The following is a 17,479-nucleotide window of genomic DNA, read 5'->3' as shown; positions in this document are numbered from 1 at the left end:
TATCAATCTCACTGTTTACCAACTTGTCTGCAGGAAAACACGATTGCCTGCTGGGGAATCTAGCCGGTGCCGCAATTTCGGCTTATCTATCCTCATCTGCTATATTGACCACACGCCCCATCATATAGGAGGAGATAGAGCCAGGGAATAAGTCATGATTCTCATCCGCGTTTGGCGACAGGGCCGAAAGCATGGCGAGATTGATGGCAGTCATCTAAGCCGGAAACAGTGCTTTATAACTGAGATTTATCAATGCATTATTGGCATTATGTAAAAAGCAGTGACGTCCTAGGTCCAATCGACGTCATCATACAGCGCGGCGCTGTAGGTTAGCTCATTCTCATGGAGATCCTACAGCAGGCCAACAGCAGGCCATAGGCGAACAACTTGACCGTCTTCGTCGCTCCAGGGCGGTTGCCGCCGCCAGAAGTCGCTGGCCAACAAATCCGGCAGGGCATTGGTCAACTGTAAGGGCAACATCCACCTGCGCTGAAATTTATAACCGATATCTGTGTACCGCAATAATAAGGTGAATCAAATCTGTGGTATTAGTCAGCTTGCTTTTACTGGAACAATACATTGTACTAATAATACATTGGTAAATAGAAGCCGGAATAAAACAAAGGAGTTAGAATAAAATAAGAATGATTGCAGATTATTATGTTGATAATGACGTAGAATAATAGCTGCCTTATTTTGCAGCACCGCCATTCTCTTTTCTCCAGCGATAAGCGGTATCCAACATGCGTCATGGAACAGGGGGTGGAACATGCGTCATGGAACAGGGGGTGGAGAACATCGAGCTGTAGGAACGGGCGTGTAACGCTGCTATAAAATAAATATGATATTGGAAATGCCGCCTCTTCATACAGAGTATGGGCATTGACTCGGGGTAAATATCCGGTTCTTGTTGCTCCTGGGTGGATAGGGCGTTTCATGACGGAACGTCATTGGACAATGGCAGTTTGTGCGGTCAGTTCCGCCTGATACAATGTCACGCGTCGTTACGGCATCGAGAAAAACAGTGTTAGCGATGGCCCTTGGCCCGCGCTGAGACGGTGGAGCAAGACGAAGCGCTGCTTGACGTGCCGACTTGTCGTATCGACTGAATGCCTATCCATCGTGTCTATCTGGCGACCAAGCAGCGGCGACGGGTGACGATCGCACGTGCCAATGAACCCAGTCTGATACTGTTCGGTGAGCCGACCAGCACACTGGATCCGGAGCAGGTAGTGGTGGTACTGGACATGATGAAAGATCTGGCGAAGCAGGGGATGACGATGGTCACGCGCGAAGTCACGCACGAAATGGACTTCTCCCGTGAGGTGGACGATAGGGTGGGCTTTAATAGACAAGGGTGGCCTTTTTATGGTTAATGGATCAATTATCGAGCAGCGCTTGCCTGAAGACGTGTTCCGCGCACCGCTGTCGATTTTCGCGCTTGAAGCCAGCATCGATGATAGTTTAATATCCTACGCGCAGCGCGTCCGCAACGGCGATCATCTTTACTGCGGTAAATCATTACTGCTCACGCCGGTCGGCGCTACTAAGGGTAAACGCCTCTTGACAGGCGGTCGTTGCTAGCGTGCCAACTTCAGATTCGCCGGCACGAACGGCGTCAAATTGTCGCCCGGCATTGCTTCACCGAAATAGTGTTTATAGCACACAGGAAACGCTTCAACTTCGGCATCAAACGCTGTGTAGCCCGCGCCCGGCCGAAGTTCAAAACCCTCAATGCGTTCACGCACGTAACCGGTCTTGGACTGTTCCCCGTCGGTGACAATATGGATGCCGACCGCTACCTATTCCTCGCTGCTGTTAGCACGAGAAGTGATCGGGATGCTATAGGGCAATCCCCCCACTCAACAGTATGCGTAGAGCCAAGACGCTAAAAGGCATTTCACTCCAGCTCTAACCGCGTTTAAGATACGCATCAAAGCCAGATGACAGGGGCGGTCGGTGGCGTTGGGCCCGTCATCTCCTGGACGGATTCGGCGAGACGAAACGGTGACACGACCTCTCTCTTTCACGGTTCCGGCATGGCTTCAGATTAAGCTGCAAGCCGGATAAAACATAATTATCCATTCTGGTTATTTTATCTGCGACATATCCTAGTATTTTTTCTTAAAAGACAAGACATTTAGGGTAATGCTGAACCGTTAACGGTGATCGAGACAGCGTTGGATTAAAAGCTTATTTAGTCAGGGAAGCACGGCGGCGGAAAGCCGCTAAAGGTGTTTCGAGTTACGACCGACTGATATTACGAGGATTATCCTTTTGAAACGTTTCATCAGTATATTATATGTTCAATTCTCATGGCTGCTTTGGTGTCATTTCATAAAATGAAAATAAAGAATAAAGCGGTGGGGCACTTTCGCCTTAATCTGTAGCGCCTCAGCTGTGGCGGGTAGCGGTAACCACAGCGATCAAGATCTTTCTGACTAGTGGCACCAGAGCGTAAGCGTTGTCGGTAGCTATCATACAAACTTCGTTCCGGAACTAAATATGACGTTTATCTAGAATATGAGGCATTGACCCACAAAGAGTGGTTTGTGTCGGTAATAGCGCCGATCGTGGTCTTTTGGATAAAAGGGTAGTCGCCATTCATGGAGCCAATCATTACGTTGATATCGCTACCACAGTGATCTAGCGCTGTCATTGAATATTTATACAAAGTAAAAAATTATGGCGTCAGCAATGAAAATAGCTTGGATGGGTATCGCGTCAAAATAAAATATTTCTATCCTCTCACCACAATATAGATCGTCTGTCTAAGTTATATCGGTTTCACTAGCTTTGACTTTGGCTATGATTTAGTCGACAACGTCGGCGGTACACGCAGCAATAATGTTATCGCCTCCAGCCATATTCTGGCCCTAGCCTATGATCATCGGCATTACTCGCTGGTTGCTATCTATTGATAGTGGCCAGTGGCGCGACGGCAGCCGGCTGGATTTTGGCGGTGGCCGTTCAGCGTTGCTCTATCTAAGAGCTGTTGTGGGCCGTGTCTTTTAATGATAATCCAGGTGCCGTTGCGCGCTGACGTGCGGCCATTTTCCAGGTCGGGATCCGAAGGCCTGTTAGCGTTTTTAGCGCTGTCGCACGGACATTCTGATATTTAGTGCTGAAACAAGTATATTCTCAGCGTATTACGCTATTGGTTGTTGATGAAAAATTCCTGCAACAAAACCTCTTCTTGTTTGACATCCAACTTGGTATAGATATGGATGGCTTTAGTGTTCTCTTCGTCAACGATAAAATACAGTTTATACAGATTAAGTACCATAAATCCGAAAGTCAGCGCCAGATGAGTCGCTACAGCATGGTTCCTCAAACCAGTAGCACATCATCATCTCATTACTATTGAGCTGATGAATAAAGTACAGATCTTCACGTTCCAACAAGCGCAGCTTAATATGATGATCCTCTGAAACTTGGCTTGTTGTTTTCATTAACACATTTTCGGTTAGTTGAGTTAAGATATAATAAAGCCGATCAATAATCGGCGGTTTTGGAGAATAGATTAATAATCAAAACGCCGGCGATGATCATGGTAATACCACATATTGACACGACATCCAATTTTTGCCCATACAGGAAATAGCTTACGATAGCGACAAAAACAATGCCTAAACCGCACCAACTGGCATAAGCGATGCCGATAGGTACGGTTTTAAGGACAAGCGACAACAGAGTAAACGAGATGGCGTAACCGATTATCACTAAAAGAGAAGGCACCAGTTTGCTAAAGCCCGCAGATGCTTTGATAGACGAGGTAGCAATGACTTCCGCAATGATAGCAACAAATAAATAGAGATAAGCCATAGATGACTCTAACCAAGTAATCAAACTTCAAGACTACCACTTTTCGCGCGTGGAAAAAATACCATCTCCTGTTGTGTAAGCAAGACGCGCAGTAGCGGCGAATAAAGTCTACCCGCTCAGAAATGTGATAAACACATTTTCCTGTGCGTTGATTGGGTTGAAAAGCGATTGAAGTAACCGCTTATTCCCATCAAGGTCTTTGCGTTCGTCGGCGCTTGACAGGGTTATTCACCAGTGAAAAGAAGAGCGATCGCCGGCATTATCGGTCAAGGACGTCGACAGAAAATCTATAAATACCAGCATGTTGGGCGGCAACTGGGGATTGAGGTGAGATGGCACCCAGGTCATGCCTTGATGGGGTCATCAAACGCCATTGTGGCAATATCGGCACCAGCGTCCCCTCTGCTAGCGTGGCGGTGGTAAAGTGCGGCAGGCAGGTAATGCGCAAATGCTCGATGACTACCGCCATACGCGCTTCACGGCGGTTGCTCACAAAACGACCGTACACCTCGACCTACCGCCGCTATTTACCCTGACGGAATCACTGGCGGTTACCCTCTAGCATTTCCCCCAACAAAATACAATCGTGCTGCGCTAAACCTCCGGCAGTTGCTCTGCGCCGGCGGCCAGTTACCGATGATGATAAGCATGCCCAAGTCGCTGGCCAACAAATCCGGCAGGGCATTGGTCAACTGTAAGGGCAACATCCACCTGCGGATAACGCTGTAGAAAATGGCTGATTAACGGGCGGATAACGAATTTGTATGCTCCCTAACGAGCGGTGGCGATCCGGCAGGGCGCGCATGAAACGGCGCCTACCGCAGCGCTGGTACCGAGTGATGTGGTAGAGATCCGCGCTGGCGACCGCATCTCGGCGGATCGGGAATCACGAGGCTTACGGCCCGCGCGTCGAAGAGGCTATTCTCACCGGCGAGTCAACGGAAAAACGACCGCCGCGCTGACGTGCGAACTTTCGCTCGGCGACCGCACCAATCTAGTGTTCTCCTAGACAACCGTGAGTTCCGGTCACGGGCAAAGGCGTGGTGGTCAAAACCATCGGCGTCACCGAACTGGGTTATATCCACCAGATGATGTCTGACATTGAGCAGCACCGTACGCTGTTGCTGGTACAAATGGACAAACTCAGCAAAAGCATTTTATCAGCATCTTGGTTATGATGGCCGCGCTGTTCGCCTTCAGCCCACTGTTTCTCGAGATGCCGATGACGGAATCGCTGTCGTCGCTTATCATCCTGGTCGTCGCCTCCGGTGTCTGAAGGGCTATCCGCTATCATTTCTGTTATTTTATCCTTGGCGTGGTGACCATGGCGCGCCAGCATGCCATCATTCGCAAGTTGCCAACCGTAGAAACCTTAGGTGCGATGACAGTTATCTATCACGATAAAACCGGCACGTTGACCATGAATGAAGTGACGGTGCAAGCGATGATTACCGCCGATCGGGTTTATCGCGTGGAGGGGACAGTTATGCACCGGTGAGTGCGATGCATCTCGGAGATAGTCAGACGCCCGTCTCCGATTCGCTGCTGGAGCGCTATTTGCGCATCATCGATCTCTCTAATGACGGTCAACTGATGCAAGATGAAAACGGCCACTGGCAAGTGACCGGCGGTCCGACGGAAGGCGTGCTGAAAGTGCCGGCCACCAAGATGACGCTTCCCCTCGTCGCCAGCGCATTGCGCAGATAAGATCACTTTCGACATAAGTATATGGCGACGCATCACCTTGTCGGCGATAAAGAGCGCATTTTGCTCACCGGCGCGCCGGATGTGCTGTCTCAGGCTGTGCCGTGAATAGCAGACGGAAAAGGCCTGCAGGCGTTATCGACCTACCCTATTTGGAAAGTAAAATCGCCGAGTATGCGCGCGAAGGATTACGTCTGACACATCAGGATCTTGAACATGGAGCTATTTTCCTCGGCATAAGCAGTATGATGGATCCTCCGCGCCCCGGAAGCGATCGCCGCAATTCGCAACTGCTGGCAGACCGGCATGCGGGTGAAAATGCACCGGCGACCACCCGCAGACGGCGATGGGCACAGACAATATGCTCGGTATCGGCAGCGCGCATCAGGCCATTACTGGTCGCAAACCGGAGATTATGGACGAAACACAACTTAGCGAAGCAGAGCAGACCTATAATATTTTGCATGTACCAGCCAGGATGATAAATTCCGTCCTGTCCTGGCAGGCGCTGCAAAGTAGTCAAGAGATCGTCGGTATGGCCGGCGGCCGCCTCGCAATTCCTGCCTGCATGTCATGGACTGCTTTGCCATTGGTGCGCGGTGTTTGTTAGTGGCATGATACCACTTAGCGCCTTTGCCTTTGTACTGGAAGCCTAGCAACAGCTGCCGGACATTCGGCTGAATTCATTCGCAATGTACTGTTAAACGACTTCTCGCTGAATATAAAGTTTGCTGCCAACCGCGGCATTTGGGTGATCAGTGCTGTGCTGCTGTTTCAGCTGCTTATCATCCATGCTCCATTTTTCTGAAGCTGCTTTGTGCCGCGGCGCTGCCGTTGCGCTATTGGGCCATTACTCTGGCGATTGGTTTGATCATGTTCCTGGTGAAACCGTTTGCGCGGGACCCTTAGCGTTGCCCAGTAAAGTAGGGGACGTCGCCGCCAGCAACCCGATAACGCTAAAATTCAACAGGCATAGCACGGGCAACAGGGCGCGTTTCGCTGCGCCACGTTCCTGGCGCTGCGGGTGAGGCAGCTAAAGCGTAGGCAGCTAGCCACACAGCGGTCGACCAGCAACGCCGAGACCAGAGGTGCGAGCATCGCCGCCATGGCAAGCAAATGAACCGCGTTTCATTGCCAAGCTCCGCCCAGGCGACCATCGCCGTGATTAGGGCAGCAGGCTAGTGCCGGGATCATCACCGTGAAGCTGAACGTTCCCATCAGCACTTCCAGTACAAATACAAATAGCACGCCGCCCGTCACCAGACCGCGTGACATCGGCACGCCGGCGCGGCCGCAGTAGTGGGTGGCGGTCTCCCTGTAAAAAGCTCTCTTGGCTGATGATGTGCGGCAAGCCATGCATAATGCATAGCATGAAGCAGCATCACTAGCAGCATGCTGCTAGTGATGACGACAAGTCAGATGAGGATGACCGCCAGAGTCAGAACAAAAAGAGAACGAGAAAGAGGATCTTGCCATAATGCGCGTCTACTACTGTAGGTTTAAGTTACGGCAAAGCCAGGATGGTGCGGTTGATTATGGCTGAATCATTAAAGTTAAATTATCACGAAACGACGGTTGCCACCCACAGCAAACTGGCCTTGGAGGCTGGTGAGAGAGTTTTCTGCCGTTGATTCATGAATGAACTTTCTTTCTGTCACCTGCCTGTGTCGCCGCAAGATGGTGGTGTCGCGCGACAAAAGCTTAATGGCAAAGACTCGTTATGGTTACAAATACGATAACAGGTACAGGCGCTTTGCTTTATTACTAATAATTAGTATCAATATATGTATTAAAAATCAAGATGATGACGGTTGACGCGCTATGCGTCTCGGCCGACTACCTGGCGAGCACTTATCCGCTGACGGTCACTGATATGGACGGCCAAACTCTTACGCTGGCGAAAGGGTTCCAGAGTATCATATGCAGGACGGCTGCGATAGCCTCTCTGGCTCGGTATCCCGGTGATGTTTATCGATTATAAACTGCATCCAGAAAAGAATACCGCCGCTACGTTATTGGGCAAGACGTTGAATCAGGAGGCGCGCCCCGGCGAATACGCCGCTTTTATCCTCAAAGCTCGCCAGCATGCAAACCCACGGTATTTATTGAGCCTATTTCCGACAATAGCGACAACTGCTGTTTTACTCATGGCAATAATGGTTGAGGTGGACGGTAGAATCGGTAGACGTAAAATGTAGGTTACACGCTGTTACCGGGCGTGTCCGGGTTTGTTTCACTGGAAAAATCATTGCCATGAAGCCGGACGCCTATATCATGATCGAATCTAACCATATGAATAATAATATGTTTCTGTTCGTGTACGGTGTCACCCATAAGCAGGTTAGTGCGGTCTTTAATATGCTTATTTGCCGAACCGGATTAAATGCAATGTCGCCTATCAAGACGGGTAGTATGCAGGGTCTAGCATCTTTTATAAGTATCAATATAATATCATCGGTATGGGAGTTCTAGTGAAGATCTTTATCCAACAGGCGTTCACCTGCCTGGATTCCACGCTTATCATCATATTATTACAATCTATGCCCGCACCATGAACAATGAACACCGTTATAAAACCGTGCTGCCTTCCACAGCACCAGGCGGTTAGGAAAGGCAGCGCCATGGGGACTAGCGGTAAAGAGGCATACCGCCGGCTTTCAAGCCAGGCCGGGCAATCCGTTCGTTATCACGCCTGCGCCGCCGCTCATCTACGGCTACGCGCGACACTTCCCATTGCCTAGGCTGATATTCCAGACACCTGGGGTTTGTGCTCCACTTACGCCTGTTGCTGGCGGCCCCTTTGCCTATGGTTCAAGTTTCCCAATGCCGATGGCACGCGGTTTCCCCCATGCCGAGGTTCGTTTACACGTACCGAGTGGCTTACCTATGCAAAAGAGAAATGAGGATATTCGCGGAAAAGTCACGCGCTTTGCTTTTTATGGACGCAACCACTGCAAATGTTAATGACAGATAATACGCCAAGATTATTGATTTCATTAAGGAGTATTTGAATTATTTCCATATACAAAGTTGAGAAAAACCGATACAGGGTGAGGGTAACGATTTCGTTTATTACGCTAACTTATCTTATCTAAGCATAGACTAATTGCAGTCGATACAGCGATAAGAAAAATGTTGCATGGCGTGATGATAGAATACCCGCATATGAATGGTAAACAAAACTTAAACAAACATTTAAAATGGCCTTATTCATTGCCGCTCCTAATTTTCATTTAAGGAAATTCAGTTAAGATCTTTTCGGTTTGTAGCGCAGTCATTCATTACAGAAGGTTACCGTTCAGCGGTAATACCGTTCGCGCCAATCATATCACTTGCATCATTTTGAAGAGAAACCGAATAATGTCTGAATTTTTGCCGTTCCCTCGACCTGTGCTGGGTGAGGCCGACCTCGCCGCCGTCGGTGAGGTATTGCAGTCTGGCTGGATTACCGCCCGGCCGAAATGCGCAGAGCTGGAACAGGCGTTCTGCAATTAACTGGCAATTGCCATGAGCTCGGCGACCGGCAGTATGCACACGCTCATGTCTTTGAGGGCTGTGGCCGGGTGATGAGGTGATTACGCTTTTGAGGTGGGTTCCACCCTAAATATGATCTACTTGCTCGGGCTGAGCCGGTTATGGTCGATGTCAACCTCGACACGCTGATGGTGACGCCGGCGATTATCAAAGCGGCGATCACCGCGCGTACCTGCGCCATTGTGCTCGTTCATTACGCCGGTGCGCCGGCGGATTCGGTGCTGTTCGCGCACTAGGCGCACGCTACGGCATCCCGGTGATTGAGATTGAGGATACGGCGCATGTAGGGCACCGGCTACAAAAGCCGCCACGTGGACGATGCGCTAGCACATCGCATTCGCAGTCTTAAGTTTCACGATCTGTCAGTTGATGCGTTCGATCGCAATATGCAGGGTTGGGCTCCGCAGGCGGAGATGATGTCGTCGAGTTACAAATACAACCTGGCCGATATCAATGCCGCCATAGCGCTGCTGCAGCTTGATAAACTGCAGCATAACACGCGTCGTGCGGCCCTGGCGAAGTGCTATCTGAACGGGCTAGCCGATACGCCGTTTTCTCCGCTTGCGGTGCCCACTTGGGAACACCGCCACGCTTAGCATCTGTTTATCATCCGCGTCAACGAACGGCGGTGCGACATTGATCCCGACGGTCTGATGTAGGTGCTGAAAGAATGCGGCATCGACACCGGCCTGCATTTCCGCGCCGCCCATACGCAGTGTTATTACCGCGAGCGTTTCCCGATTTGGTTCTGTCGGACACCGAGTGGAACTCCGTGCGCATGTATTCGCTGCCACTTTTCCCTCCGTGAATGATGACGAAGTTGAGCGCGTGATTGCTGCGCTGCGCGCCATTTCGAAGGTTTGATATGACAACGCCCATGAAAATAGACAAAATTTCGATCGTAATTCCGGTCTATAATGAGCAAGAAAGCTTGCCAGAACTGATGCGTCGCACGGCGGCGGCCTGCGAGAGGCTCGACGCCGCCTATGAAATTTTGTTGGTGGATGACGGCAGTAGCGACGACTCCGCAGCCGTATTAATTGCCGCGGCCGAAGCGCCAGGCAGCCATATTGTCGCGGTATTGCTTAACCGCAATTACGGTCAGCACTCTGCCATCATGGCCGGGTTCAGCCACGTGAACGGCGATTTGGTGATTACTCTCGATGCGGATTTACAGAACCCGCCGGAAGAGATCCCTCGGCTGGTTGAGATTGCGGCCAAAGGCTACGACGTAGTAGGTACCGTGCGCCAGAATCGGCAGGACAGCTGGTTCCGCAAGCGCGCCTCACGCATGATCAATGCCTTAATTCAGCGCACAACCGGAAAAGCGATGGGCGATTACGGCTGCATGCTGCGCGCCTATCGCCGCCATATTATCGATGCCATGCTGTACTGCCACGAGCGCAGTACCTTCATTCCGGTTTTGGCCAATACATTTGCTCGCAAAACCATCGAAATACCGGTGATGCATTCGGAACGAGAATTCGGCGATTCCAAATACAGCCTGATGAAGCTTATCAATTTGATGTATGACCTCATCACCTGTCTGACGACTACGCCGCTGCGTATGCTGAGCGTTATCGGCAGTATTATTGCCCTGCTTGGATTCGCATTTTCCTTGCTGCTTATCGCGCTACGCCTGTTTTTCGGCTCCCATTGGGCGGCCGAGGGCGTATTTATGCTGTTTGCGGTGCTGTTCATTTTTATCGGCGCGCAATTTATCGGCATGGGACTATTGGGAGAATACATTGGCCGTATCTATAACGATGTGCGCGCCCGTCCTCGCTATTTTGTCCAGCGTGTGGTCAGCCAAGATCCACTATCATTTCAACAGGAAACACAATGAAAGCTGTCATTTTTGCTTATCATGATATGGGCTACGTAGGCGTCACCGCCCTGATTAAAGCAGGTTTTACTATCGAGGCCATCATCACCTATCCTGATGCCCCTACGGAAAAACCTTTTTTTGGCTCGGTGGCGCGCATTGCCGCGGAACACGGTATTCCGGTGTTTGCGCCGGATGATGTTAACCATCCGCTGTGGGTAGCGCGAATCAAAGCAATGGCGCCGGACGTGATATTTTCCTTTTATTATCGCCAGCTGCTTTGCCAGGAGATTCTAAGTCTGCCGACGGTGGGCGCATTCAATCTGCACGGTTCGCTGCTGCCGCGCTATCGCGGCCGCTCGCCCCTGAACTGGGTGCTGGTCAACGGCGAAGAGGAAACTGGCGTAACCCTGCATCGCATGACGGCGTTGGCCGATGCCGGCAACATCCTGGCGCAGCGCGGCGTGGCGATTACGCCGCAAGACGATGCGCCGTCGCTGCACCGCAAACTGTGCGAGGCGGCAGCGGCTGTGCTGGAGAGCATTTTGCCGGCCATCCGTGAACAACGATTTAGCGAAACGCCCCAGGACGATAGCGCCGCCAGCTATGTGGGCCGCCGTACGTCGGAAGATGGCCGCCTGGACTGGTGTCAGCCCGCCGAGACCCTCGCCAATTTAGTGCGTGCCGTGACCGATCCTTGGCCGGGTGCCTTCAGCTATGTCGGCGGAGAAAAATTTATTGTCTGGAAGGCACAAGTGCGTCCGAACAGCGACGCCGTACGGCCCGGCACCGTTTTGTTCGTTGATCCGCTGGTTATCGCTTGCGGCAGCGATGCGCTGGAGATTCAAACCGGCCAGAGCCAGCAAGGGGTGTATATGCAGGGCGGCCAATTGGCTCAGGCGTTAGGACTGGTCAATGGCGCTCTGTTGAACTCGCGCCTTCTGGTCAGCCATAAGCGCCGTACCCGCGTGCTTGTCCTGGGGGTGAACGGCTTCATCGGTAACCATTTGACCGAACGTTTGCTGCGCGACGGCAATTATGAAATCTACGGTTTGGATATCGGCACCGATGCGATAAGCCGTTTTATGATGAACCCGCTGTTTCATTTCGTCGAGGGCGATATCAGTATTCATTCGGAGTGGATCGAATATCACATCAAACAATGCGATGTTGTTCTGCCGCTGGTGGCGATCGCCACACCTATTGAATATACGCGCAATCCGCTGCGGGTGTTTGAACTCGACTTCGAAGAAAACTTAAAAATTATTCGTCATTGCGTCAAATACCAAAAACGCATCATTTTCCCATCGACGTCCGAAGTCTACGGTATGTGTACTGACCCAGTATTCGACGAAGACGATTCCAGCTTGATTGTCGGGCCTATCAATAAACAGCGCTGGATTTATTCGGTGTCGAAACAGCTGCTGGACCGCGTCCTGTGGGCATACGGTGAAAAAGATGGGCTGCGTTTCACGCTATTTCGTCCCTTTAACTGGATGGGACCGCGTCTGGATAATCTTCATGCTGCGCGTATCGGCAGCTCGCGCGCCATTACTCAGCTAATCCTAAATCTGGTGGAGGGATCGCCGATCAAATTAGTGGACGGCGGCGCGCAGAAACGCTGCTTTACCGATATCAGTGACGGTATCGAGGCGCTGTTCCGCATCATTGAGAACAAGGACCAGAATTGCGACGGCCAGATAATTAATATCGGCAATCCGGACAACGAAGCCAGCATTCGGCAGTTGGCGGAGTTGTTGGTGGCAAGTTTCGAGCGCCATTCGCTGCGCCAGCATTTCCCTCCGTTCGCCGGTTTCCGCGATGTGGAAAGCAGCAGCTATTACGGCAAAGGTTATCAGGATGTCGAGCACCGCAAGCCGAGCATTCGTAACGCCAAGCGTCTCTTGGATTGGGTGCCTATGGTGCCCATGGCGCAGACCATCGACGAAACGCTGGACTTTTTCCTGCAAACCGTCGATTTTCCGGACCTGTCGTAATGAAAAACGTCGGTCTGCGTATTGATGTCGATACCTGGCGCGGCACCCGCGACGGTGTGCCGCGCCTGTTGGAGATGCTAGCGGCGCAGCAGATCCAGGCGACGTTCTTTTTCAGCGCGGGGCCAGACAATATGGGACGCCATTTGTGGCGTCTGGCAAAACCACAATTTTTGCTGAAGATGCTGCGCTCGCGCGCTGTTTCGCTCTACGGCTGGGATATTCTGCTGGCCGGCACCGCCTGGCCCGGCAGAAATATCGGCCAAGGGCTGGCCGCGCCGATCCGCGCCGCCGCAGCCGACCATGAAGTCGGGTTGCACGCCTGGGATCATTTTGCCTGGCAAACCTTGGTCGGAGTGTGGAGCGAAGGTCAGTTGACGGAGCAGATTCACTTGGCGCGGGATGCATTAACAACGATTATCAACCGACCGGTAACCTGTTCCGCGGTGGCGGGCTGGCGCGCGGACGATCGCGTGGTGCAGGCTAAACAGCCATTTGGCTTTCGTTACAATAGCGATTGTCGCGGCACGGGCCCCTTTCGACCGCTGATGCCGAACGGCGCTTTCGGCGCGGTACAAATACCGGTAACGCAGCCTACGTTTGACGAGGCCGTCGGTCGGAGCACCACCCACGCAGACTACAACCGTTTCATTCTCGATAGTATCAAAGCGGATGGCGGAACGCCGGTTTACACCATTCATGCCGAAGTGGAAGGCATGGCACTCAGTGGCATGTTTCTGGAATTGTTGTCGATGGCAGCGGCAGAGGGGATCCGCTTTTGTCCATTGCAGGAGCTTATCCCTCTGGACATCGCTGCCCTGCCGATCGGTCGGGTGGTGCGTGGCGTTCTGCCTGGACGGGAGGGCTGGGTCGGATGTCAGTGCTTGTTAAAGTGAATCGAGAATGAAAGCCACCAAAGCCGGTGTCTGGCTGTTGCTCGTCATCGCCCTGTATTATCTTCTGCCGCTGGCGTTTCGCGGCCTGTGGCAACCAGATGAAACGCGCTACGCCGAGATAAGCCGCGAGATGCTGGCGAGCGGCGATTGGATCGTCCCCCATTTCCTGGGCCTGCGTTATTTTGAGAAACCGGCCGCCGGCTATTGGATCAATAACCTCAGTCAGTGGGTGTTTGGCCACACCAATTTCGCCGTGCATTTTGGTTCCACGTTCTCCATTGCTCTGACGGCGCTCATGGTGTACTGGTTGGCGCTGCGTTTATGGCAGGATCATCGCCTGGGGCTAACGGCGGCGACGATTTTCAGCTCCTGTCTGCTGGTCTATAGTATCGGGACCTATGCAGTGCTTGATCCGATGGTTGCCTTATGGTTAGCGGCCGCTATGTGTATTTTCTGGCAGGCGGCGCAGGCGCTCCATGGTTGGGGTAAAGGCCTGGGCTATCTAGCAGTTGGCGTTGCCTGCGGGCTGGGGGTCATGACCAAAGGCTTTCTGGCGCTGGCGGTGCCGGTGCTCGGCGTGCTGCCGTGGATCATCGTGCAAAAACGCTGGAAAGAGGTGTCATCTTACGGGTTGCTGGCAGTAGTCGGCGCCGTCGCGACAAGTTTACCCTGGGTTATCGCCATCGCGCGTCGCGAGCTGGATTTCTGGCATTATTTCATCTGGGTCGAGCATATACAGCGCTTTGCGGAAGATAATGCCCAGCATAAAGCCCCTTTCTGGTATTACCTGCCGGTGCTGTTGGCAGGGACGCTGCCTTGGTTGGCGCTGCTACCTGGTGCGCTGCACGGCGCCTGGCGTGAACGTCGGACGCAAAGCGGGGCGTTCTATCTGCTGGGTTGGGTCGTGATGCCGCTGCTGTTTTTCAGCCTTTCGAAAGGCAAACTGCCTACCTATATCCTGCCCTGCTTCGCGCCGTTGTCCCTACTGATGGCACGCTATGCGATGGCGTGGGATGGGCGGGCACTGAAGGTCAACGGGGCGACCAATCTGCTGTTCGGTCTACTGTGCGTCGTCGCGCTAGCCGGCGTATTCGCCCCCTGGGGGCTGGCGCAGCATCCACTTTTCGGCCCCGATGAAGGTAGCAAAGTGCTGCTAGGAGTGCTGAGCTTTGTGATCTGGGCAGCCGTGGGAGGGCTGACCTTGCGTGCGCCAGCGGTACGCTGGCGCTTGGCGGCGCTGTGTCCGCTGGGGATTGCGCTGTTAGTTGGGCAGGCGATACCGCAGCGGGTGATCGATGCCAAGCAGCCCCAGTCATTTATCCAGACGGTGCGTCTGCAGCTGGAGAATAGCCGCTTTATTCTCGCCGATAGCGTTGGCGTGGCGGCTGGACTCGCTTGGGAGCTACAGCGCAGCGATATTGGGTTATTTGAACGCCAGGGAGAGCTGGCCTATGGCCTGAGCTATTCCGACGCTGCAGGCCGTTTTATCCGCGAGAAGGGGTTTTCTGACTGGCTGCGTGAACGCTGCAAAGAAGGTTCGGTTGCATTGCTGCTGATGCTTCCAAGCGGTGAGTCGCAGATTGACCACCTGTTGCGCGCGGATGAAACTTTTCGTCGCGGACGACTGGTGCTATTGTCATACCATCAACACCGGCCATGATTTATCTACTGGCTTTCCTCGGCTGGCGACAAGTGTGCTGTTGCTTGACGTCGTCATGTTGGTGTGGCTATGGGTACTGCAGTGGATGCCAGTAGGTATCGCCTACCCGATGTTCAGCCTTAATTTGGCTGGTCCCTGGCCGCCCGTTTGCTGTGGCGAAAGCCAGTAGAATGGCGTCACGGCGTCGGCCTGCTGTTAATCGTGGCAGGAGTGATAGTCATGGGGGTCAATCTGTGAGGGGTTATGGCTTGTCGATGATGCATTTGCCGCCGCTTTACGCTCCCCGCTTGTGGCTTGACACTGGCAACGCGGCAACTATTGTGCTGTTGTCTGGCGAATTACTGACCTATGCATGTTACAGGCTGTTGGTTTATGGCACTGCGCCGCTTGCCGCTGAATAAAACCTATCCATTGCTCAGCCTCAGCTATGCCCCAGTGGCGGCCTATGCGTTGATGATCCCTGAATTTCATGAGCGGCTTACGCTATCGCGTCTGGTGGGTGTGGCGTTGATTTGCGGCGGCCTACTGCTGATTTGCCCACCCAGTCGGAAGAAGGACGCTGCGCCGCGCCTTGCTAATTTTCTAATGTTGCCTTCAGCTCATGGCGGCATAATAGGCCACTTCGAGCCGGCGACGCAGGGCATGGGGCTCGATGACCCACACTACGACGCACACGATGCGCGAATTCCCCTGCATTGCTCAATTAGGGATAGAAGCTATGACAACTTTCACGCCAGCTTTGGAACAGCTTAACATTTATTTATCAACATCTTGCCATCGTCAGTGCCGGCAAGCTGCGCGGGTGGGAGCATTCTTTTCCAGCGACGCCGTAGCGCTGTTTCCCATGGTGTTGCCATTCAATTGGTTTTGGCGCGGCAAGGCGCGAAAACCGTGCTCTCCAAAACGATCATACGTCGCTGGCTTTCGCCATCACCCTTAGGCAGGGCCAGCTCTGTTTGCGGTTAGTGTGCCGGTCTTCTTGATCATGGTACTTATGGGCGTTTATTTCCCCCTCGATATGGCGACATCGTTGGGCGTGGCGCTGGTGAGCGTGAGGTTGGGTTTGCGGAGTATAACGGCGGTAAATGCTGTGTATGCCTATGTTTACCACCGCTATCATGCCCTATTCGCCGCCGGTATACGGAAAGGAGGTGATCAAATAATAGACCGGCCGCGTTCTTCGCTTACTTGCCTTTTCCACGAGGTGGCCTGCGGGTTAAGAGCATGACGTACTACCAGCCCACTGTTCGCTATCCTGTCGCCGCAGTCGGTCCAGCGCCCAATAGTAACGGCAAGCGATCTGTCAAGTGCCGAAACGTTGTTGCGTGAGTCAGGGCCAGTATAAAGGTTACTTCGGCGCCCTGCGCTTGATATTTGGTGACAATGGCCTCCAGCGGCGGCAACACTGGAGGCATTCCAACTTTATGTATCAAACAACAATCACCGTCGCTGAGATCCTGACCATACGTGAATTGCTCAATGAGATGAGAATGAGATCGTTGCTGCTGTCTCGGCGGCCAGCTTTCTTTCGCTCGGCATTGATCACGTGCGCCACGCGGTGGGCAAACAGTATCGTTGCCAGCACCACGCCGCCCACGCCCACTGCCAGATTGTCTGTCCAGACCGTTGCCGCAACGGTTACGCCCATCACTAGCGTTTCCGAAAAGAGCATTTGCGTAGCACGTCCGAGCTAACGCTGTGCCAGTTGACGGTTTTGAGTACCACAATCATCAGCGTCGCCAGTACCGCCCATCGGAATACGCACCATCACGCCGCTTAACGCGGTCACCAACAACAGCAAGACGAGCGCCGCCGTGAAGTGGAAAGGCGGGTGCGCGATTATCCCAGTTGTAGACGAGCTTTGTCCTATCATAAGGCAGCCGGTAATTCTGCCATATCGCCGGCGCAGAGGTTGACTGCCCAGCTCCCATGCATGACTCGCGGCGCTTGCTCGAGCGCCTGTCGGTCAACTCATCCACCAGGTTGGTCGTCAGCAACGGTTCCAGTAGGCTAACAAGCCACACTGGGGTCGTGGGCCAGT

At 52.8% G+C, this 17,479-nt stretch carries 16 protein-coding genes and 5 pseudogenes; 11 read left to right on the top strand and 10 right to left on the bottom strand.

From position 1 onward, the window contains the following. Nucleotides 1-82 precede the first annotated feature (82 nt). Both GPOALKHO_RS08385 and GPOALKHO_RS08380 read right to left on the bottom strand, forming a co-directional pair. A pseudogene (locus GPOALKHO_RS08385) lies at nt 83-348 on the bottom strand (ribonucleotide-diphosphate reductase subunit beta); the annotation flags it as partial. 3 nt (nt 349-351) lie between these two features. Next, on the bottom strand, nt 352-480 hold the full coding sequence (locus GPOALKHO_RS08380) for a hypothetical protein (RefSeq protein WP_406702119.1): 129 nt from the start codon (nt 478-480) through the stop codon (nt 352-354). 629 nt (nt 481-1,109) lie between these two features. On the opposite strand from GPOALKHO_RS08380, the gene GPOALKHO_RS08375 reads away from it, so the two are divergent. Continuing rightward, complete coding sequence (locus GPOALKHO_RS08375) at nt 1,110-1,376, top strand: hypothetical protein (protein ID WP_406702118.1); 267 nt, start codon at nt 1,110-1,112, stop codon at nt 1,374-1,376. After that, nucleotides 1,369-1,584, top strand: a complete 216-nt coding sequence (locus tag GPOALKHO_RS08370) for a hypothetical protein (RefSeq protein WP_406702116.1) — start codon at nt 1,369-1,371, stop codon at nt 1,582-1,584. Before GPOALKHO_RS08375 ends, GPOALKHO_RS08370 begins: the two co-directional genes overlap by 8 nt. On the opposite strand, the gene GPOALKHO_RS08365 is transcribed toward GPOALKHO_RS08370, so the two are convergent. Then, on the bottom strand, nt 1,581-1,748 hold the full coding sequence (locus tag GPOALKHO_RS08365; RefSeq protein WP_406702114.1) for a hypothetical protein: 168 nt from the start codon (nt 1,746-1,748) through the stop codon (nt 1,581-1,583). The genes GPOALKHO_RS08370 and GPOALKHO_RS08365 overlap by 4 nt on opposite strands. A 652-nt stretch (nt 1,749-2,400) precedes the next feature. Here GPOALKHO_RS08365 and GPOALKHO_RS08360 point away from each other — a divergent pair. Continuing rightward, nucleotides 2,401-3,015, top strand: a pseudogene (locus GPOALKHO_RS08360) (outer membrane protein OmpK). 139 nt (nt 3,016-3,154) lie between these two features. On the opposite strand, the pseudogene GPOALKHO_RS08355 reads toward GPOALKHO_RS08360, so the two are convergent. The 4 genes and pseudogenes from GPOALKHO_RS08355 to GPOALKHO_RS08340 form a co-directional block, all read right to left on the bottom strand. Further along, nucleotides 3,155-3,452: pseudogene (locus GPOALKHO_RS08355) on the bottom strand (hypothetical protein). A 43-nt stretch (nt 3,453-3,495) separates the two neighbouring features. After that, complete coding sequence (locus GPOALKHO_RS08350; RefSeq protein ID WP_406702112.1) at nt 3,496-3,825, bottom strand: DMT family transporter; 330 nt, start codon at nt 3,823-3,825, stop codon at nt 3,496-3,498. Nucleotides 3,826-4,084: 259 nt separating this feature from the next. Then, nucleotides 4,085-4,318 carry a hypothetical protein gene (locus GPOALKHO_RS08345; RefSeq protein WP_406702110.1) on the bottom strand — a complete coding sequence of 78 codons (234 nt, stop codon included), beginning with the start codon at nt 4,316-4,318 and terminating at the stop codon, nt 4,085-4,087. Between the two features lie 58 nt (nt 4,319-4,376). Further along, the gene (locus tag GPOALKHO_RS08340) at nt 4,377-4,532 is read right to left on the bottom strand and encodes a hypothetical protein (protein WP_406702108.1); all 156 of its coding nucleotides are present in this window, start codon (nt 4,530-4,532) and stop codon (nt 4,377-4,379) included. 71 nt (nt 4,533-4,603) lie between these two features. Here GPOALKHO_RS08340 and GPOALKHO_RS08335 point away from each other — a divergent pair. Beyond that, nucleotides 4,604-6,438, top strand: a pseudogene (locus GPOALKHO_RS08335) (HAD-IC family P-type ATPase); the annotation flags it as partial. A 219-nt stretch (nt 6,439-6,657) separates the two neighbouring features. Here GPOALKHO_RS08335 and GPOALKHO_RS08330 read toward each other — a convergent pair. Then, nucleotides 6,658-6,804: a hypothetical protein gene (locus GPOALKHO_RS08330; protein WP_406702107.1), complete on the bottom strand. Its 147-nt coding sequence runs from the start codon at nt 6,802-6,804 to the stop codon at nt 6,658-6,660. Nucleotides 6,805-7,493: 689 nt separating this feature from the next. Here GPOALKHO_RS08330 and GPOALKHO_RS08325 point away from each other — a divergent pair. The 7 genes and pseudogenes from GPOALKHO_RS08325 (at nt 7,494) to GPOALKHO_RS08295 (ending at nt 16,191) form a co-directional block, all read left to right on the top strand. Then, nucleotides 7,494-7,727 (top strand): hypothetical protein, encoded by a 234-nt coding sequence (locus tag GPOALKHO_RS08325; RefSeq protein ID WP_406702106.1) that lies wholly within the window; start codon nt 7,494-7,496, stop codon nt 7,725-7,727. A 1,162-nt stretch (nt 7,728-8,889) separates the two neighbouring features. After that, nucleotides 8,890-9,927 (top strand): annotated as a pseudogene (locus GPOALKHO_RS08320) (DegT/DnrJ/EryC1/StrS family aminotransferase). A gap of 1 nt (nt 9,928) precedes the next feature. Then, entirely contained in the window at nt 9,929-10,909 is a 981-nt protein-coding gene (arnC, locus tag GPOALKHO_RS08315) for an undecaprenyl-phosphate 4-deoxy-4-formamido-L-arabinose transferase (protein ID WP_406702104.1), read from the top strand. Further along, a complete protein-coding gene (gene arnA, locus GPOALKHO_RS08310; RefSeq protein ID WP_406702103.1) occupies nt 10,906-12,885 on the top strand; it encodes a bifunctional UDP-4-amino-4-deoxy-L-arabinose formyltransferase/UDP-glucuronic acid oxidase ArnA in 1,980 nt (659 codons plus the stop codon). Before arnC ends, arnA begins: the two co-directional genes overlap by 4 nt. Beyond that, nucleotides 12,885-13,778, top strand: a complete 894-nt coding sequence (gene arnD, locus GPOALKHO_RS08305) for a 4-deoxy-4-formamido-L-arabinose-phosphoundecaprenol deformylase (protein WP_406702102.1) — start codon at nt 12,885-12,887, stop codon at nt 13,776-13,778. Before arnA ends, arnD begins: the two co-directional genes overlap by 1 nt. 7 nt (nt 13,779-13,785) lie before the next feature. Beyond that, entirely contained in the window at nt 13,786-15,438 is a 1,653-nt protein-coding gene (gene arnT, locus GPOALKHO_RS08300) for a lipid IV(A) 4-amino-4-deoxy-L-arabinosyltransferase (protein ID WP_406702100.1), read from the top strand. A 372-nt stretch (nt 15,439-15,810) separates the two neighbouring features. After that, nucleotides 15,811-16,191, top strand: a complete 381-nt coding sequence (locus GPOALKHO_RS08295; protein ID WP_406702098.1) for a hypothetical protein — start codon at nt 15,811-15,813, stop codon at nt 16,189-16,191. A 676-nt stretch (nt 16,192-16,867) separates the two neighbouring features. Here GPOALKHO_RS08295 and GPOALKHO_RS08290 read toward each other — a convergent pair. Further along, nucleotides 16,868-17,110 (bottom strand): hypothetical protein, encoded by a 243-nt coding sequence (locus tag GPOALKHO_RS08290; RefSeq protein ID WP_406702096.1) that lies wholly within the window; start codon nt 17,108-17,110, stop codon nt 16,868-16,870. Nucleotides 17,111-17,128: 18 nt separating this feature from the next. Next, nucleotides 17,129-17,311 (bottom strand): hypothetical protein, encoded by a 183-nt coding sequence (locus GPOALKHO_RS08285; protein WP_406702095.1) that lies wholly within the window; start codon nt 17,309-17,311, stop codon nt 17,129-17,131. Nucleotides 17,312-17,479: the final 168 nt, after the last annotated feature.

The sequence above is a fragment of the Sodalis sp. (in: enterobacteria) genome (genome assembly GCF_036327475.1).
In the GTDB taxonomy this organism is placed as follows: Bacteria; Pseudomonadota; Gammaproteobacteria; order Enterobacterales; family Enterobacteriaceae.
Note: the sequence above shows the minus strand (reverse complement) of the source record. Positions and strands in the feature narration are given on the sequence as shown.

What these genes read in the sequence shown, in the direction of transcription:
- GPOALKHO_RS08380 (WP_406702119.1), bottom strand. Translation starts at nt 480, where the DNA reads ATGTTGCCCTTACAGTTGACCAATGCCCTGCCGGATTTGTTGGCCAGC.
- GPOALKHO_RS08375 (WP_406702118.1), top strand. Translation starts at nt 1,110, where the DNA reads ATGCCTATCCATCGTGTCTATCTGGCGACCAAGCAGCGGCGACGGGTG.
- GPOALKHO_RS08370 (WP_406702116.1), top strand. Translation starts at nt 1,369, where the DNA reads ATGGTTAATGGATCAATTATCGAGCAGCGCTTGCCTGAAGACGTGTTC.
- GPOALKHO_RS08350 (WP_406702112.1), bottom strand. Translation starts at nt 3,825, where the DNA reads ATGGCTTATCTCTATTTATTTGTTGCTATCATTGCGGAAGTCATTGCT.
- GPOALKHO_RS08340 (WP_406702108.1), bottom strand. Translation starts at nt 4,532, where the DNA reads ATGTTGCCCTTACAGTTGACCAATGCCCTGCCGGATTTGTTGGCCAGC.
- GPOALKHO_RS08330 (WP_406702107.1), bottom strand. Translation starts at nt 6,804, where the DNA reads ATGTCACGCGGTCTGGTGACGGGCGGCGTGCTATTTGTATTTGTACTG.
- GPOALKHO_RS08325 (WP_406702106.1), top strand. Translation starts at nt 7,494, where the DNA reads ATGTTTATCGATTATAAACTGCATCCAGAAAAGAATACCGCCGCTACG.
- arnC (WP_406702104.1), top strand. Translation starts at nt 9,929, where the DNA reads ATGACAACGCCCATGAAAATAGACAAAATTTCGATCGTAATTCCGGTC.
- arnA (WP_406702103.1), top strand. Translation starts at nt 10,906, where the DNA reads ATGAAAGCTGTCATTTTTGCTTATCATGATATGGGCTACGTAGGCGTC.
- arnD (WP_406702102.1), top strand. Translation starts at nt 12,885, where the DNA reads ATGAAAAACGTCGGTCTGCGTATTGATGTCGATACCTGGCGCGGCACC.
- arnT (WP_406702100.1), top strand. Translation starts at nt 13,786, where the DNA reads ATGAAAGCCACCAAAGCCGGTGTCTGGCTGTTGCTCGTCATCGCCCTG.
- GPOALKHO_RS08295 (WP_406702098.1), top strand. Translation starts at nt 15,811, where the DNA reads ATGGCACTGCGCCGCTTGCCGCTGAATAAAACCTATCCATTGCTCAGC.
- GPOALKHO_RS08290 (WP_406702096.1), bottom strand. Translation starts at nt 17,110, where the DNA reads ATGCTCTTTTCGGAAACGCTAGTGATGGGCGTAACCGTTGCGGCAACG.
- GPOALKHO_RS08285 (WP_406702095.1), bottom strand. Translation starts at nt 17,311, where the DNA reads ATGATAGGACAAAGCTCGTCTACAACTGGGATAATCGCGCACCCGCCT.